Annotated in this window: 15 protein-coding genes; 5 read left to right on the top strand and 10 right to left on the bottom strand. The window is 38.4% G+C overall.

The annotated features are described in order from the left end of the window. Positions 1-239 precede the first annotated feature (239 nt). On the top strand, positions 240-3,074 hold the full coding sequence (dacB, locus tag A6749_RS25580; protein WP_066399296.1) for a D-alanyl-D-alanine carboxypeptidase/D-alanyl-D-alanine endopeptidase: 2,835 nt from the start codon (positions 240-242) through the stop codon (positions 3,072-3,074). A 142-nt stretch (positions 3,075-3,216) separates the two neighbouring features. On the opposite strand, the gene A6749_RS25585 is transcribed toward dacB, so the two are convergent. Continuing rightward, entirely contained in the window at positions 3,217-3,870 is a 654-nt protein-coding gene (locus tag A6749_RS25585; protein WP_236719734.1) for a carboxymuconolactone decarboxylase family protein, read from the bottom strand. Between the two features lie 179 nt (positions 3,871-4,049). On the opposite strand from A6749_RS25585, the gene A6749_RS25590 reads away from it, so the two are divergent. Next, complete coding sequence (locus tag A6749_RS25590) at positions 4,050-4,250, top strand: hypothetical protein (RefSeq protein WP_066399301.1); 201 nt, start codon at positions 4,050-4,052, stop codon at positions 4,248-4,250. 279 nt (positions 4,251-4,529) lie between these two features. Here A6749_RS25590 and A6749_RS25595 read toward each other — a convergent pair whose 3' ends face one another. Beyond that, positions 4,530-5,123 carry a hypothetical protein gene (locus tag A6749_RS25595; protein WP_084797983.1) on the bottom strand — a complete coding sequence of 198 codons (594 nt, stop codon included), beginning with the start codon at positions 5,121-5,123 and terminating at the stop codon, positions 4,530-4,532. Positions 5,124-5,334: 211 nt separating this feature from the next. Here A6749_RS25595 and A6749_RS25600 point away from each other — a divergent pair, with 211 nt between their 5' ends. Then, positions 5,335-6,351 carry a phosphotransferase enzyme family protein gene (locus A6749_RS25600; RefSeq protein WP_066399304.1) on the top strand — a complete coding sequence of 339 codons (1,017 nt, stop codon included), beginning with the start codon at positions 5,335-5,337 and terminating at the stop codon, positions 6,349-6,351. Positions 6,352-6,365: 14 nt separating this feature from the next. Here the strand turns inward: A6749_RS25600 and A6749_RS25605 are convergent, their stop codons facing one another. Then, on the bottom strand, positions 6,366-7,052 hold the full coding sequence (locus A6749_RS25605) for a class D sortase (RefSeq protein WP_084798103.1): 687 nt from the start codon (positions 7,050-7,052) through the stop codon (positions 6,366-6,368). A 144-nt stretch (positions 7,053-7,196) separates the two neighbouring features. Here A6749_RS25605 and A6749_RS25610 point away from each other — a divergent pair, with 144 nt between their 5' ends. Further along, the gene (locus A6749_RS25610) at positions 7,197-7,607 is read left to right on the top strand and encodes an LPXTG cell wall anchor domain-containing protein (protein WP_066399313.1); all 411 of its coding nucleotides are present in this window, start codon (positions 7,197-7,199) and stop codon (positions 7,605-7,607) included. 110 nt (positions 7,608-7,717) lie between these two features. Here the strand turns inward: A6749_RS25610 and A6749_RS25615 are convergent, their stop codons facing one another. The 6 genes from A6749_RS25615 to A6749_RS25640 all read right to left on the bottom strand — a co-directional run bounded on the left by A6749_RS25615 (position 7,718) and on the right by A6749_RS25640 (position 14,328). Continuing rightward, positions 7,718-8,185 (bottom strand): hypothetical protein, encoded by a 468-nt coding sequence (locus A6749_RS25615; RefSeq protein ID WP_066399316.1) that lies wholly within the window; start codon positions 8,183-8,185, stop codon positions 7,718-7,720. 113 nt (positions 8,186-8,298) lie between these two features. Next, positions 8,299-9,588 (bottom strand): MFS transporter, encoded by a 1,290-nt coding sequence (locus A6749_RS25620; RefSeq protein ID WP_066399324.1) that lies wholly within the window; start codon positions 9,586-9,588, stop codon positions 8,299-8,301. Between the two features lie 132 nt (positions 9,589-9,720). Further along, entirely contained in the window at positions 9,721-10,611 is an 891-nt protein-coding gene (gene sucD / locus A6749_RS25625) for a succinate--CoA ligase subunit alpha (RefSeq protein ID WP_066399326.1), read from the bottom strand. Beyond that, positions 10,608-11,732, bottom strand: coding sequence for a succinate--CoA ligase subunit beta (locus A6749_RS25630; RefSeq protein WP_066399328.1), 1,125 nt, complete (start codon positions 11,730-11,732; stop codon positions 10,608-10,610). The genes sucD and A6749_RS25630 overlap by 4 nt, the downstream gene beginning before the upstream one ends. Before the next feature lie 14 nt (positions 11,733-11,746). Continuing rightward, positions 11,747-13,183 carry an acylating sulfoacetaldehyde dehydrogenase gene (gene sauS, locus A6749_RS25635; RefSeq protein ID WP_084797984.1) on the bottom strand — a complete coding sequence of 479 codons (1,437 nt, stop codon included), beginning with the start codon at positions 13,181-13,183 and terminating at the stop codon, positions 11,747-11,749. A gap of 239 nt (positions 13,184-13,422) precedes the next feature. Continuing rightward, on the bottom strand, positions 13,423-14,328 hold the full coding sequence (locus A6749_RS25640; RefSeq protein ID WP_066399337.1) for a selenium metabolism-associated LysR family transcriptional regulator: 906 nt from the start codon (positions 14,326-14,328) through the stop codon (positions 13,423-13,425). A gap of 307 nt (positions 14,329-14,635) precedes the next feature. Here A6749_RS25640 and A6749_RS25645 point away from each other — a divergent pair, with 307 nt between their 5' ends. Then, entirely contained in the window at positions 14,636-15,814 is a 1,179-nt protein-coding gene (locus A6749_RS25645) for a histidine kinase N-terminal domain-containing protein (protein ID WP_236719735.1), read from the top strand. A gap of 253 nt (positions 15,815-16,067) precedes the next feature. On the opposite strand, the gene A6749_RS25650 is transcribed toward A6749_RS25645, so the two are convergent. Beyond that, entirely contained in the window at positions 16,068-17,237 is a 1,170-nt protein-coding gene (locus A6749_RS25650; protein ID WP_066399345.1) for a DUF4317 domain-containing protein, read from the bottom strand. Positions 17,238-17,386: the final 149 nt, after the last annotated feature.

Raw genomic sequence — 17,386 nt, forward strand, 5'->3', positions numbered from 1 at the left:
AGTGTTTTACAAATAAAAAAGTATTTGTGCTTAGACATTTTTTTCAAGTAGGTCTCCTGGTCTAGAAAAAAGTGATTCTATTTTCTCGCATCCTCACCTTTTTATCTTTTATAGGAATCAAGTCAACGTCGCTTCTGATACTTTTCTACTTTTTTAAAAGTTTTAGTAGGAATACGCATATAATTGTCGAAATATTTAATCTTTAACACTATTATTTAAACGAAAGGAGAATTTTTTTAATGAATCGATGGAAAGTAAGGAATTGTGCAGTCCTTTTAACTCTCTTGCTCGTGATTTCCATTGTTATGCCAGTACAAGCAGAGACGACTCAGGAGGAAATACTAAGCCATCTGCTACAGTCGTATGTTCAACCGTTAAGCAGCAACCCCAATAGTGAAGGAATGTCTGTTGGGTATGAAGTGTATTCGCTTGATGATGACAATACTCTCGCCTCTTACCATGCTGACAAAACATTTGTACCGGCATCAATCTTTAAGCTTCTGATCACTGCTGCAGCGGTAACCAAATGGCCTAAAGATATGACCATCCCTACTAAAGTGTTTACTACTGGAAATTTAAGTAATTCCGGTGTGCTTAACGGGGATGTTATCTTAAAAGGCTACGGCGATCCGACACTAACAATTGAAAAACTAGAAACATTAGCTCATAGCCTGGCTGATCAAAATATACATAAGGTGAATGGCAACATCATCGTAGATGAAAGTTATTTTGATGACCAGCGGTTAGGTGAAGAATGGATGTGGGATGATGAGCCTTACAGCTATACTACGCAAATGAGCGCCCTATCCGTAAAAGAAAACACTGTGAATGTTAACGTTCGACCGGGCAAACAAATTGGCGATACTCCATCAGTTACCATTGCTCCTGCACCTGACTATGTGACCGTTGTTAACAAGGCAAAAACGGTAGATGGAAATAAAGTATCGTTAACCATTGACCGAACCCTTGGAAAAAATGAAATCGCCATCAGCGGGACAATTGGGAAGGATTATTCAGCAATCGGCTACACCGTTACACGCACCATCCATGACCCGGCACCATTTACAGGCACTGTATTTCGGGATTTACTCGTAAAACATGGCATTACTTTTAAAAATAATTCTGCTGTTAAAAAAGGTACAGCGGCTGATAATGCACGTTTAGCTGGATCTGTAGAATCAGCAAAATTAGATGATATTTTAACCCTGATGGTGAAAGACAGTAATAATTTTTACGCAGAAATGTTCACCAAGCTGCTTGGTGCCAAAGAAGCCGGTACGGGCTCAACAGCTGCAGGGATCGACGTGATTCATCGTTTCCTAGTAAAGGATTTAGGTCTTGAGGATGATTTTATCCAAAAGGACGGATCTGGTCTGACTCGCATGGATCATATCTCCCCTCATGCCTATATTCAATTGCTGAACAGCATGTATAACGGGCCGGAACGAGACCGTTTTATTTCATTTCTGCCGATTGCCGGTAAAGATGGCACATTGAAAAATCGCATGAAGGGCACCGCTGCAGAAGGAAATGTAAAGGCTAAGACAGGCAGTATGAGCGGAGTCAACTCGCTTGCAGGTTATGTGACGGCGAAAAACGGAAAAACCTTTGCGTTTTCAATTTTACTCAATGGCATTTATAAAAGTGCTTTCGCAACCACTTTACAAAATCAAATCGCGATTGCATTAGCACAATATCCGGAGCTGCCAAATCCGCCGGCCAGCAATCCTGATCCGCAAAATTATCCTTTGGCTAAAGAATTTGATCCAATTTTGGATGATCCGGCATTTAAAGGGATTATCAAAGGTGCCGCGATCTATTCGACGAAGAACAAGGAAGTTCTTTATGCCCGAAATCCGCAATCCCTGCTGACGCCGGGAGCCAGTGTCAAGTTATTAACATCGGCAAGTGCCTTTGAAAATCTTGGGCAAAACTACCGCTTTAAAACAGAGCTTTATACATCTGGAACTATCACAGATGGAGTATTGAACGGGGACATTATTGTCAAAGGATATGGTGACCCAACCATCGCATCTGACAGCAAACGGCAAGATCTAAATGGTCCTACGGTTGAAGGATTCGCAGAAGACATAAAGAATGCGGGCATTCATCTTGTGAAAGGAAACATTATGGTCAATCATCAATTTTTCACGGAGGATGTGTATCCAGCGGGATGGACATGGGACTATGAAAGTGAACCATTCCAGCCGCAAATTACGGCACTTTCCGTCAATCAGGGCACAGTCAGGCTCCAATACGAACCTGGAAAAATTGGTAAAAACATTTCCATAACCGTGGAGCCCAACTTAAAGGAAATCAAAATTGTGAATACAGCCATAACCGGAGGGTCCTCAAGTGAAAATACGCTAGCATTCAAACGAGTGCGCGGTGAAAACACCATAGAAATTTCGGGAACACTGCCTGCGGGAACTGAAAAAGGCTTTAAAGATGTTTCAATCGATGCTCCTCATCTTTATACAGGTTACGTTTTAAAAAATAAGTTAAAAGAGACTGGAGTTAACGTCAGCCCTCATAGTCAAGTTGTAAGTGCGGCAATGCCTTCAAATGCCAGCCTTGTAAAAACCTATGAGTCTCCAACCTTAGCTGAAATCGTCAAGTATATGAATCACCATAATGATAATTTCACCGCAGAAATGATCATTCGAACACTTGGCGGCTTGATCCATGGTAAAGGAACATTTGATGACGGAATTGATACTGTTCATACGATGATGAACAAAGTCATTTCCACTCCATTTGACATGATGGATGGTTCTGGATGGACTAAATATACACAAATATCAGCTGAACAAGTGGCGACTTTATTAGCAGCGCAAACTGGAAAACCAACGTTCCAAGTATTTTATGACTCTCTGAAAAATACACATGAAGACAACAGATTTATAACCGGAATGATGGAAAACCGCGAAGACATGCCAGGACTTTCAGGATACATCAAAACAAAAGATGGCGACCTGCTAGCCTTCTCCCTACTACTAAACGGCTACAGCAAAGCGGACAGCAAGCAGCTCATAAATAACTTTGCCAAGAAACTTGTTGATTTAGCTCAATAAAACATGTAGACGGTTCTATTGGTTCATTCCTACTGAAGGAGCAATAGAACCGTTTTTAATCTAAATAATCTTTTTCAAATTACACAAAATCCATTTAACTTCCTAGTTTGAAATTCCTTAAAGTATAATTTAGAACCAACTACTATTCCCCATAGCTTTCAATCATGTTCGCAATGTGGGTATATGCCCCACCGGCCAATAATGCAGAAGTAATTAATATGGCTTCTGATAACTCCTCATGCGTCGCTTCAAGTTTTTGCGCATTTTTCGTATGTACATCAATGCAATAAGGACATTCGGTAGCATGAGCGACTGCAACAGCGATAATTTCTTTCAATTTGGCACTTAGTTTTCCTGCTTTCATAACAACAGAGCTGAATCCTAAATACCCTTTGAAGCCTTCAGAAGCATATTTACTTAAACGTCCTAATTTTTTTAGATTCGATCGTTTATAAAGGGTATCGTCTCCTTCAGCATCCATAGCATTTTGCATGTGTGTGCTATGGGTAACCGCTCCCCCCGCTTCAACCCCAGCTGTCACAAACGCTGCTTCTACCAATTCCTCAAGTGTAGCACCCTCCGCTTTAGCGCTGCGTGTATGGGAATTAATACAATAAGGGCACTCCGTGACGTGCGCAATCGCTACTGCAATGATTTGTTTTTCCTTTTTTGTAAGGGCTCCTTCTTTAAATACGGCTGCGTTAAAGTCAGAGAAAGCTTGAAACTGTTCGGGAGCATATTGTTTTAACTGATTAAAATAATGGATATTTTCTTTTGGATAAAAACTGTTGTTCAACTTGTAACTTCCTTTCGCCATTTCATCATTCTATTAGCATTAATCTTTTAATGTTATTCCCAATAATTTAGTAAAAATTTATGGTCAATTTTCATATTCAAAAATCTTTTAAAAAGCGGGATCTTTTTACTAGTTCGGGCAAAATATAATAAACTTTTTATCAAAGAGGTGTATACACGGTGAAAAAAGAGAATGAAGCGATTGAAGCCAATCAACAAATGGACGAAATATTTAATGACAATGATTCAAGGCATTTTCGAGGGGATTCCGAGGTAGAAACGGCAAATCATCAAATCAATGAGCAGTTTTATGAAAATAAAAAAGAAATCAATTCTCTTCCATTTCAAATAGAAAGTAACATTCCGCCGATCAAAAAATAAGAATTCTTGAATATGTTTTTTGGTCTCGGTTACTCCTTAGCTGGCAGCATGTGTTTCCGAAATTTGCGAAATGAAAATAATCCACCCAATCTTAGGTGGATTATTTTATATCCAGTATTCTTGAACACCATCGTTCCTATACAAATTTAATTTAGTAATCAAGACATGTGACTGGTTTAAGGGTTCTAAGGATTTCAATGATGAGGTTAGGAACTCCAATATAGCGTGATTGTAAATCTGCTTTTACTGCAGATCACACTAAAATGTACAACGAGCAGGTCAAGCCCCTTCTTTTGGGACGCTCTCCTTATAATGTGCCCCTCTTTGCTCAAGCAAAGAAGTAATCTGTTCAAGCTGAGCTGCGGTCCTCACGACAATGATTTCAGGCTGAAAAATGGTCCTTTTCAGTTTAAATGTTAATTTATAGGCATTGTTTACCTTTTCATCAAGACCATACAAGTGGTGCCAACGGACAATTTGTTCTGTCTCAAAATGTTTAATCTCATGAAAAAACACAAATTTACCATTAAGTATAATCCCTTTTGGTAAAATATAAAGGCTGCCTGGATGACGAACTGCATTCAGAACCAGGAAAAACAATGAAGCTAAACTTATATAGGATTCCTTCAGCCAATCGGTTGTTAAGGCTATCACCAATAAAACAATTAGCGTACAAAGGACTGCGATAGTCCCCCATTTTACATATCGGTAAGACTTTGATTTCTTGGAAATCGGCTCCATTTCTTTCCATTCATTTGGAATAATCATCCCTGAAAAGTCTTCTTCATTTTTAGGATACAGGGCATCTTTAGAGATAGCCGCCGTCATTTTCAAATTTACTAGATTTCGTACTAAATAAAAAATTCCAATCATAAATACCGCAGCATAAAGGATAGTAAGAAAAATGACCTGTCATTCCTTTCTAATATGTTATAAATATTATATAAAACTAAACTAATTGATTGCAAAAAATGTCACCTTCTTTAAAATGAGGAAAATTTTATAAATTATAAATTTAAGGTTGACGATTGGCCAATAATTAAATAGAATTTTCTTACAGTAAAGGAAAGATGAGGACAAATCGATGGAAGAATCAGTTTCAAGATTATTTACGGAAGATCTTTTAAAAAAAGCTTTATCTTTATTTGATGCATCAGAAAAAGAACCCAAAAAGCTTGGGGATTTTGAAAATTATGTGTTCGAGGTTGATCGAAATGGAACCCCTTTTGTGCTTCGATTAACCCACAGCTCCCACCGTTCAAAGGATCAAATTGAATCAGAACTGGATTGGCTGAATTTTTTGGCGAATCAAAAGGTAAACGTATGTCGTGCCCATCCATCCATCAATGGAAAATATGTCGAGGTTTTACCTGCCGAAGACACCTTCTTCTTCGCCTGTCTGTTTAAAAAAGCAGACGGGCAAAAGGTTCAAACTGACGATTTCAATGATGCCTTGTTTTATGAATGGGGAAAGTTAGTTGGGAAAATGAATCATGCCACTAAAACCTATCAAAAACCAGACCATATCACCAAAAGGCCTGAATGGGATGAGGATGATATACTTTTACTAGAATCATATTTACCTGCTGATGATCAAGAGCTGATTGAAAAAGGGAAAGAGTTGCTTCAACAGTTTCAGAACCTTGAAAAAGGTCCCGACTCCTATGGTTTAATCCATTCGGATATTCATTCAGGAAATTTTTTTATAGATAACAACAAAATCGAGGTATTTGATTTCGATGATTGCTCCTATCATTGGTTTGCCAGCGATATTGCGATTCCCATTTATTATGCGGTGTGGTTCCAAACGAAATTGAAAACTAAGGAAGAACGTTCACGGTTTGCCCAAAACTTTGCATCGCATTTTTTAAAAGGATATTACGAAGAGAATGAACTTGATCCCTATTGGATTCAACAAATACCATTGTTTTTCAAGCTTCGTGACCTTACGTTATATTCTGTCTTCCATAAAAAAGAAGATTTATCAAATGCTAGTGAAAGATTGCAAAATTTAGTTAGTGAGATTAAATATCGTTTTCTATTGGATGAGGCGATTGCTGATATAAATTTCGAAATAATTATAAATGAATTGAAAAAATAGAAGGTGATGGGACTTCATGAAGCGGAAGTCCCATTATAGCCCCAGTTAATATTTCCTTTCAAAACAGTCTTACCAGACTCTTCCTTATATAACAAATCTGCTTCAATAATATATCTTTTTGGAGCGTTTCCTACGTAATTAAAAGGGTAACAAGTTGTTATGGTCAATGTAGGGGCTTCTTTTTCGACAATAACTGTTCGGTCTTGTGGATCCGTAATCCATATTTTTTTGATTTTATAGGTGAATAAAGAGCCAGCATATTCAAGCTTTAGGATCTCATTTTCCTTTAACTCATCAAGCCGGTAAAACACGGTATCACGATGACCGCTTAGGACTGTATGCCCGCCGCCATTTGGAGTTGTAGTGAATGGACTTATATACATACCGACACCTTTTTTTAAGACCTTTTGATCAGCTCCCCAGTAGACGGAAAACTTTTGTCCAACGGTTGGAACCACTAACATCGCTACTTTTTCCCCCTGAATATGATGAACCTGCGAGCTCGGCTTTTGCTCTATGATATTGGATTCAGGGAACTTGGCCTGAACTTGTTCATCTCCTTCTTTATACTGCTTTATCTCGTCTTTTGTCATTTCTTTTGCCGCAGACCGGCCGACCCGCCACTCGAGATAGTTGAAGCTCCCAATTATAACACCTGCTAATATGAAACAAATCCCAATCCATCGGTTTACCACAAACATCACCTCAAGCATTATACAATCCTATTATCTCATTCCAATTTATGAATATTCCCCCTATCAAAACAATTTTTGGAATAAAAATAGAAGAAATGGAGGAAAGTAATCATTGAAGATGGAGTAAGAACTACATAGGAGGATAACGAAATGAAAAAAGCGTTACTTTCATTATTAATGACTAGTTTTGTCTTTGTATTTGGATTACAAAATGTAAGTGCCCAAGGTGATAAGAATTGTCCTGATTTTTCTACATGGAATGAAGCACAGACGTATTTCGAACAAAAAGGTGGAAGTCCAACTAATAATGTAGATGATTTGGATCGGGATGGAGACGGATTAGCTTGTGAAGATCTAACTGGTGCACCAGATAAAACAACTTGGAATTGGGCCACAGATCGTTTATTACCAGCAACTGATGGAGGAACTGTTGGCGATGGTGAAAATGCAGGCGGACAAATGCCAGAAACCGCTACCAACAATGTAAATGGCATTATTGCTGGAGTTATGATTATGGCGGCAGGCTTTTTATTCTTTATTCGTAAAAGGAAAGCGAATTAACAACTAATAAAGATGCTTACTCCATCAAAAAGGACAGGTTATACGGACCTGTCCTTTCCAATTACATAAAATTACAGCTGGAAAAATGCTTAGCCTTCTTACATTGAATTCTAAGGTCGGGGCAATACAGTATAGGTATTCGATTGCCCTTCCGTTACGACATTAAAATAAGTCATTTCGATATTAGGAAATTTAACGGCGTAAGAGATTCCCCCTCCCTTGTCTTTCACTCCGCTAACGGTCACTTTACTAGGTACAAGGATGCTAATCGCTGCAGCCTTGTCTGATAGTATCAATTTTTCTTTTATAGGGACACCATTAATCGTTATGGCTACTTCATCCAAGTCCACTTTGTTAAAATCCCAAATCAACATCCGCGCCTCCCCGTCATCTGGTCCAGCGTTTGACACTTTAAAATCTCTTGCTTGAATATTTGCATTGGTTTCATCCTCAAATAATGTCTCTTCAGCAATAGTTGCTTTACTGATTCGATTTGCCACCACTTCATCTGCCTTACCTTCATCACTGAAACTGGCAGTAAGGAAACTGCCAAGTATAGCCACCGCAATAATTATCATTGTGGCCCAACCGAGCGATTTACGGATGAACGAAAGTAAAAAACAGCCGCTGTAGTATGCAGCTGTTTTTTGTTCTAAAGTTTTTCTACTTTTTATTGATAAGATCATTTAACCTAAATTTGACTTGATATATCCGTCCCATGATGTTCGGTTTCATCTTCCAATTTTTTGGACGGGTCAATCGTTAGTGTTACAAATACACCGATTAACAATAACAAGACAGACATAATAAATGGAACCTGCCAGTTACCGGAAAGGGAAATTAAAAATCCAAATGCAACCGGGGACAACATACCGGCCACACCAAATCCGGTGTTCATCATCCCGCTTGCTGTTCCTGAATAATTTGGTGCGATATCCATGGGAATCGCCCATAGATTTGCATTACAAAGCTCAAGGAAAAAGAAAGCTAAACTCATTGAGATGGCAATCAACGTAAGATTATGCACAAATAATGTCGGTAATAAAAAGATAAAGGAACCGGTTAAACCTACTACAAGTATGGAACGGCGGGCAAGCTTCAGGTTATTTGTCCTCACGTAAATCTTGTCTGATAATACCCCTCCAAGTGTATCTCCAATGACGCCAGACAAAAGAATACCTGCGGCAAATAAAGCCGATTTCTTAATATCCAAATTATAAGCAGTAAATAAAAACGACGGTAGCCAGGTTAAATATACCCATAGGGTCCATCCGTAACAAAAATCGACAAAGGTAACGGGGAGAATTCGTTTGCATAGTTTTTTCCAAGGAATAATCTTCTTGCTTTGCTGGCTCTTCTCTTCATAAACAGGTAATTGGGCTAATTCCTCTTGAGTTATTTTGGGATGGTCTTTTGGATTATCCTTAAAATACCAATGCCAGACCACCATCCACAAAATACTAATGGCACCCATGATAAAAAATGATTCTCTCCAGCCGAAGGCCACGATGAGTAAGGCGATAACTGGAGGTGCTACTGCATTTCCAAGCCGTGATGCTGAATGGACAATCCCTTGGGCAAACCCGAATTTCTCTTTTGGCAGCCATTGTGCCATTGCCTTTGTGGCTGTAGGAAATGCGGCTCCTTCTCCAAAACCAAGACCTATTCTTACTAAAACAGCACTAACCATTCCTGTTACCAGCCCAGTTAATGCAGTAGTAATAGACCAAATGAGTCCTACAAATGTAAGGGTCTTCTTAGCCCCTGTCTTATCCCCAATCCAGCCGCCAAATATCTGAAGAAGTGCATAAGGATAGGCAAAGGCAGATAAAACCAATCCCATTTGAGTTGTCGATAAACCTAAATCTTCTTTCATAAATGGAGCTGCTGTGGCAATATTAACCCGATCGATATAGGTAATGAAGTACATAGCACATAAAAGAAATAACACCTTATTTCCAACCGTGATTTTTTTCTTCATACCTTTCCCCCTATAATTGGATTCGCCTTACTTAACAGCCGAAAATTAAAACGCTTACATTCCATCTATTAAAAAGGAAGGTAATATTCCTTTCAAAAGGATCTGGAATACCACCCTCTTAAGCGCTTACAACTAAATCTTTGACGTCAAAACAGATTCTAATAGGATACCAACCTGTCTTGGCCTTTCTGCAACAAGTGCCCCAGCATTTTTTAAGGCAAATATTTTGTCTTTTACCGTTCCTTTCCCGGCTGTGATAATGGCTCCGGCATGCCCCATTTTTTTCCCTTTTGGAGCCGTTCTTCCCCCTAAAAAGGCTACTAACGGTTTCGTGAAAATTTTCTTTTCTATCGCTTCCGCCACTTCTTCTTCCATTGTTCCGCCAAGTTCCCCAATCAAAACAACCGCATCCGTATCCGGGTCCTCCTGAAATAATGGGAGCACCTCGGCAAATCGGGTTAATGGCACAGGGTCGCCGCCGATTCCAATCAGTGAGGAGGCTCCAAAGCCAGTCCTTACTACCTCGGCTGTTATTTCATTTGTCAAAGAACCGCTTCGTGTCATGATACCGATTCGCCCCGGACGATAAACACGTTCTAACCAATATGGAAAAAATCCCATCATGGCCTGACCCATGGAAATGATACCGGAAGTGTTTCCGCCTATAACCATAGCACCAGCATTTAAAGCCGCTTTCCTCATTTGGATGGCATCGTGCAGTGGAATGCCGTCACACAAAATAACTACTTTTTTTATCCCAGCTTCAAGTGCTTCCAATAAGGCTTCCTTCGCAAAACGAGGGGGTACAAACAGAAGTGATGCGTCAACCGGAATATTTCTTACAGCTCTTTTAACAGTATGAAAAACTGGAACCCCCGCAACATTCTGTCCTTCTCTTCCCGGGGTCACTCCTGCGACAACATTTGTTCCGTAATCCATCATATGCTTTGTCCAGAAGCTCCCTTCCTTCCCGGTAATCCCCTGAACTAATACACGTGTGGACTGATCCAAGATAATACTCACTGTTTCATACCTCCTGATAGGGCAATGGCTTTAATAACCGCTTGTTCAGTATCAATTAATGGCTCAATGTTCATACTTCGCAGCAGTTCATGTGCTTTTTCTTCCCCCGTTCCTCGCACAGCAGCAACTATTGGAAACGGTGGCTTCAGTTCTTTAATGGCTTCCACGATTCCTTCGGCCATGACATCAGCTCTGGCAATCGTCCCAAACGTGACAATTAACAAGACATTAATATCATTTTTCATCATAATTTCCATTGCTTTTTTGGCTTTATGATAATTAGGACCGCCAAACTCCAGGTAGTTAGCTACACTTCCACCGTAATCATTTACGAGATCAAACACAGTGTTTGTTAATCCGGCACCGGCACACATTAACCCAATATTGCCATCAAATTGAATGTAGGGAATCCCTTCTTCAGCCGCTTCATATTCTGCATCGTTTTCGTAATAAGCTCTTGTCACCTGAAATTGGGGATGTCTAAACAAAGCATTATCATCAATACTTATTTTCCCGTCTCCGGCTATTAATCTTCCATCTTTTGTAACGATCAATGGATTAATTTCCACCAATTCCGCTTCGTGGTTTCTAAATACATGATATAAATCTGTTAAAATCTTTGTCCCAGCACTCATTAATTGATCATCTAGTCCCATCTCATAAAGCAGTCCACGAACCTGATAGGTCTGGATGCCTTCTGAGAGGTCAATATAGGTTTTATGGATTTTTTCCGGGATGTTTTTGGCAATCTCCTCTATATCTATTCCCCCTTCTGCACATGCCATTATCATCGCGGTGCCTGACACCGGGTCTGCCGTAATGGAGACGTAGAGCTCCTTGTCGATTTGAAGGGCTTCTTCAATTAGCAGTCCAGACATATTTTTCGCTTTTGAAAAAATAGCTTCTGCTTGACTGTGCGCCTCCTCCGGATTAGAAACAAGCTTGATTAGTCCCGCTTTTCCTCTTCCCCCTTGCAGCACTTGGGCTTTTAGAACACAGGGAAATCCTATCTGATTGACTGCTTCTCCAATTTCATCGGGACTTTCAATGAACGTACGATGTGGAACTGGCATTTGAATTTGTTCAAACAGTTCTTTTGCTTGGTATTCAAATAATTTCATTGTCACACCTCACTTTATTTGCCGTATTTATTCCAATAATTGCCCCACAAGTCTTCTTCTGTTGGAATGACTTCCGGAATAATTCGGGAGACCCTGGTGATATTTAGAAAATGTTTATAGGATAAATTTTCTCCGATGTTATTACCGCCCCACGAGCCACCGCCCATTGAAAGGGTGAAATTTAACCCGTTATTAAAATTACCGCCATTGCCAAACACTTGGACCTGGTTAATTAACAGCCTGCAAACATCCATTTCATATCCAATTTGCTCAATATGCTTTTCATCAGTAGAATGCAGACCGCAAGAATGCCCCCTTCCTTGATAATTTAAAATTTCCTTTGAAATTTTAATTGCTTCTTGAAAGTCGGCTGCTTTATACACTGTTAACACAACGGCTAATTTTTCACCGGAAAAAGGATAATCCTTTCCGATTCCCGTCTCCTCCACCATAAAGAAATTTGCCGTTTGAGCATCCGGATGATTCAGTCCAGCCTCTTGGGCAATGACAATAGGGTCTTTTGCTAATGTACGGGAATTTCTTTTTCCATCTACCCACATCGCTTGTTGTAATCGATGTTTTTCCTCAGCATTACAAAGATATCCACCTTGTCTTTTTAGTGCATTAATCATTTGATCATAAACCGCAGCTTCAATCACAACTGAGTTATCGTTGGAGCAGCTCGTGGCATTGTCGAAAGTTTTACTTAGGAAAATTTTACGTGCAGTCTCTTCGATATTGGCTGTAAGGTCGACTATTGACACGACGTTGCCGGCTCCTACACAGGCATTGGGTTTTCCGCTTGTCTGTCCATTATGAACGTTATTAGCAGAACCAGTTACCGTTACAAAATCAGCCTGACTCATTAATTCCTTTGTAATTGCTTTATTCACTGGGGCAGGGAGTATTTGGAATAGATCTTTAGGTGCACCGATTTTTTCGAATTCTTCATGAATATAGTTGAGAAGTAGTTGACTTGTGGAATGTCCTTTAGGTGATGGAGCGATGATAATGGCATTGCGTCCTTTTAGTGCCATCATCGCGATATTGGCTGGTGTAGCGCCTGGGTTAGTGGAAGGTACGACCGCAGCTACCACTCCAACCGGTTTGGCGATTTCCGTGATCCCCTTTGCAACGTCAGTATTTATGATTCCGACAGACTTAGCTCCTTTAAGGTCCCTCAGTGTCCCCATTGTTTTGCGTCGCTTTTTGAGGACCTTATCTTCATAACGGCCTAAACCTGTATCTCTTAAGGCTAATTCAGCCAGTGATTCTGCATGTCCGGGTTTATAGATTGCCCAAGCAACCGCTTGAACTACCTCATCGACTTGCTCTTGGCTGTAATGATAAAAAATCTTCATCGCTTCTCTTGCTTTTTTAACCATTTCTCCAACTGTTTCTTGAACGCTAACCTCGGATGATTGCTTTTCTCGATTTTTTACTTCCTCCATGGATTTCCCTCCATCTAGTTCATGGTTTACTTACTCAGCTTTAAAGGTTGAGCTTGTAGTTTTAATATTACTGGATGGAGTTCAATAATTTCAACGAATTTCAAACATTCAATATATTCAGATATAATATCCGATTTATCTGAAATATTTATGAATCGTTCCTGACTGACCAATAGATCTAACAACAAAAAAGAGACCCACTAAAAAAGCTGGTCCCAATGTCATTTATTGTCCTATCTTCACGATGGACATTCCTTATGGATAAATGATAGAAATGTTTCGCCGGCGGGTGTTAATTTTTTCTCATCATATACTGAATAAAAGTATCTCTTTAAATTTAACCCTTGAATCGATATTTGTCGGAGTGTTTTTAATGACAGTTCGTGTTGGACTGACGCTTTGGAAATGATCGAAAGACCAAATCCAGCTTCTACGGCTGATTTGATGGATTGGGTATTATCAAGTTCAAAGATAATATTTAATTTGGCAGGATCAATATGATTTTTGATTAATTGTTCTTCAAATAATTGTCTCGTTCCCGAGCCTGCTTCGCGGCAAATAAAGGGTAAGCTATAAATCTGATCAAGGCGTAAGCTGCTACTTTGATCCATCACGTGATGAAGGGCAAAATCATTCGCCGCAATAATGATTAATTCGTCTTCAAAAAAGATACGCTGACGATATTCAGGGTAGTTTATCGTGGATTGAACAAATCCCATCTGAATTTTCCCATTAATCAGCTTTTCAATTACCTGATCTGAATTATTAATGTCCAATACAATTTGTACGTGAGGAAATTCCTTTTTGAAATTTCCTATCAACTGAGGTAAAATATGCTCTCCCAACGTCATACTGGCACCAATATTTAATACACCATGCGTAGAGTTAGAAAGCAAGGTTAAATCTTTCTGGGTTTGATGAATAATAGTAAATATTTTTTCAGCCGATTGATATAAAATCTCTCCAGCTTGGGTTAAATCTACTTTTCTAGTCGTTCTCTTAAATAGTTTTGTTTGAACTGATTCTTCTAGCTGCCGAATTTGAAGGCTGATATTTGGCTGAGACATATGCAGGTTTTTTGCTGCTTTTGAAAAACTCTTTTCCCGTGCTACCATATGGAATACTTTCAGATGTTCAAAATTCATCCCTTGTAATCCTTTCTTGTGTATTAACGATAAATATAGATGATAGTAACATTTTAACAACCATTATTTTATTATTCAATATATTCAGATCATTACTTAGGTTGATTGCTTTTTCCCAATACATTATACTTTAATCCCATCTGACATTCTGACAGATGCAGCAGATTTTAAATTAGCAATATTTTTTACATCAAAATAGCAGCCTCAGCAGATTTCGACAACATACGCTGTATAAAAATTCAAACTCTTATGATATATTTTCTTTATAATAGCTTGTTATGTATGATTCTATCAGGAATAAAACCATATGCTTAAAAATCCCATGTTTTTTCAAACAGAAAGCGGGCTTGTTATGGAGGTAAAACTACAAAAAGTCAACGGTTATAATACATTGGTACATATACTTAAAACCAATGAACAAGCATTTTTAGAATTATGGGAAGAACAAATCATTGTCCACAAAAATCAAGATAAAATTGAATTGATTAGAAAAAACGGCCGTTTAATGTATGAGTTAATAACGAATTCAATTATAGACAATATGTCAAAGAATGATCTTAAAATATTGGCTTTCAAAGTGGCTAAGGAGCGAGTTGAAGCCGGTATCAACATTGGGGAATTTGTTTATAATGTGAATCTTGGCAGGAGTATTATTGTAAGATGTGTAAATCATTCTGGAATCGCAATGAAAGAGTTACAATCAATCGTCGACTTAATTAATAACCAGTTTGATTTATTCTGTTATTATGCTGTTTCAAAATACACTGAATTAAAAGATATGAAACTAAAAGAAAAAAACGTATATATTTCACAAACCCATAAGGACCGATTATCCATTCTTGGACAAATGTCTTCTAGCTTTGTTCATGAATTCCGAAACCCTCTTACTTCGGTGATTGGATTTATCAAGCTATTAAAAAACGATCATCCACGATTACCATATTTGGATGTTATTAGTAAAGAGCTTGACCAGCTGAAATTTAGAATAACTCAATTCCTTCACACCTCAAAAATGAATACCGTAAATGAAAGTAAAAACGAAGAGATTAAGATTAAATTTTTAATAGAAGAAGTAATTGATTTCTTATATCCAAGTATTGTTAATAGTAATATTCAAGTGACTTCTAATATTGATGCCAATACCAAAGTAACCGGTGATAGAAATGAATTAAAGCAAGTTTTCCTAAACCTATTAATGAATGCTGTTGATGCAGTAAGTGAAGAAGAAAACCAGAGAAAAATTAGCATCCATACAAATGTTGATGATGATCAAATCAGAATTGTTATTTCTAACAATGGTCCTACTATAAATGAAGATGCTGTCAAATTTATTTTTGAACCATTTTATACTACAAAGAAGTTAGGTACGGGAATCGGCTTATTCGTTGTTAAGAATATTGTAGAAAGACACAGCGGAAAAATCACATGCGAATCTAATGATGATTTAACAACGTTTCAAATCACTTTACCAATATATTATAAGTAAGTTGAATATTATTTTAGCTAATTAGTTTGCATTTGCTACTAATTGATTTGGTTTATCTGCCAATATTTACGATAATAAACAAAAAGGTTTGCATATGTACACCGTTTTGTTGTCATATGCAGACCTAATGAAACAAGTTTTTTATGAAATTAAAGAAAAAAGACCGAACATACAGCAAAATGTCCGGTAAGAAGATAAATGCTGCATTGTTTTCCCTATTTACATAATGAATAAACTCAGTAATTAATATGGATTAATTACCATTAAATAGTGTCTGTGATTCTAGTCTAAATCCTTCAACGACGACCTCTTCATCTACCTCTAGGAGCAAGCATCGTTTTCCTTCGTATGTAATATATTTGACATTTTTCAACTCTTTCGGGTTGATGGTTACATCTGCTATCTTGGTCTCGATTTTTATAGATTTAGGGACCAAACTGGTGGCCTTAAATTCATGCTTTTCATCCGTGACCACACTTTTGAATGCATGCTCCACTTTTGCAGCTTCCACATTTTCGACGCCGCTGACCTTTAGGATGCGTTCGATGTCACGATGATCGATTGTCGGGACTTCACTTTCTTCTTTTTCCTGACTCTCTTGGACCACTCGATCGATTTCCTCATAAACATTAGATATAACCTTGGAGTCCACTTCGTCCCCGATTACTTCTTTTAAAATAAAACCAAAGCAGTCCTTATCATCCTGTGCCGTAAAAATATCTTCACAGTCCAGAACCTTTTCAATAAAGGTGTAATCCGGCTGATTCACCTTTCCCGCACAATAAAGAATATGATTTACATCTGCCGCATTGTCGTTAAACGCTGGGAATAGGAATCCTGACATAGGCGAGTCTAAATTTATTATGGGATCGACCATATGATAGGACTTGTATTCTTTTTCGATATAATCAAATAACAAGGCTTTTTTCGGAAGGTCGGTTTTATTAAGGCTGCAAAGGATAAACGGGTTGGCGTAAACTTCATCATCCCCGCCCTCTTCGGATTCCTGATTTCGTTTCTTCGTCGGTTTGCGATATTCTCCCCGAATAAATGTAACCACTGTATCAAATTCATACACGGCATGAGCAAACATTTTTCCGACGATGTCAATCATGTTATCCTGCCAATCCTCCGATTCAGCTTGAATTCCTTCAAAGAGAATCGTTTGTGTAGTGTAGTCCTCATCCCGCCTAAACTTCAGCTCAAATAATTTGGCGTCAAGATGGCCGGTCAACACCTTTTTAAAGTTGGCCAAAAACAGCTCCTGTGTTTCCTGTTCTAACATTTGAAACGGCTGGCAAACCTGATGATAAATTTCTCCTGATTCTTTCTTTACGTAAACATTGAAGATTTCTCGGATATTCATTCGATAATTGTCTAGCTTAAATTCCTTGCGGATATTTGCGATGTCTTTTTTGTTCATTTATTTCAACTCCCATTCCTGATTATACTGGTTTGGCTGGAAAATCTCTATTTTGTTTTTCAAAATTTTCTAGAATGGACTATCTTTGTTTTTGTTGAATAAATGATAGAAGAACTTGTACACATTAAGAGTTGAGTAACATTCCTTCG

This window comes from Neobacillus mesonae, assembly GCF_001636315.1.
Taxonomy (GTDB): domain Bacteria; phylum Bacillota; class Bacilli; order Bacillales; family Cytobacillaceae; genus Neobacillus; species Neobacillus mesonae.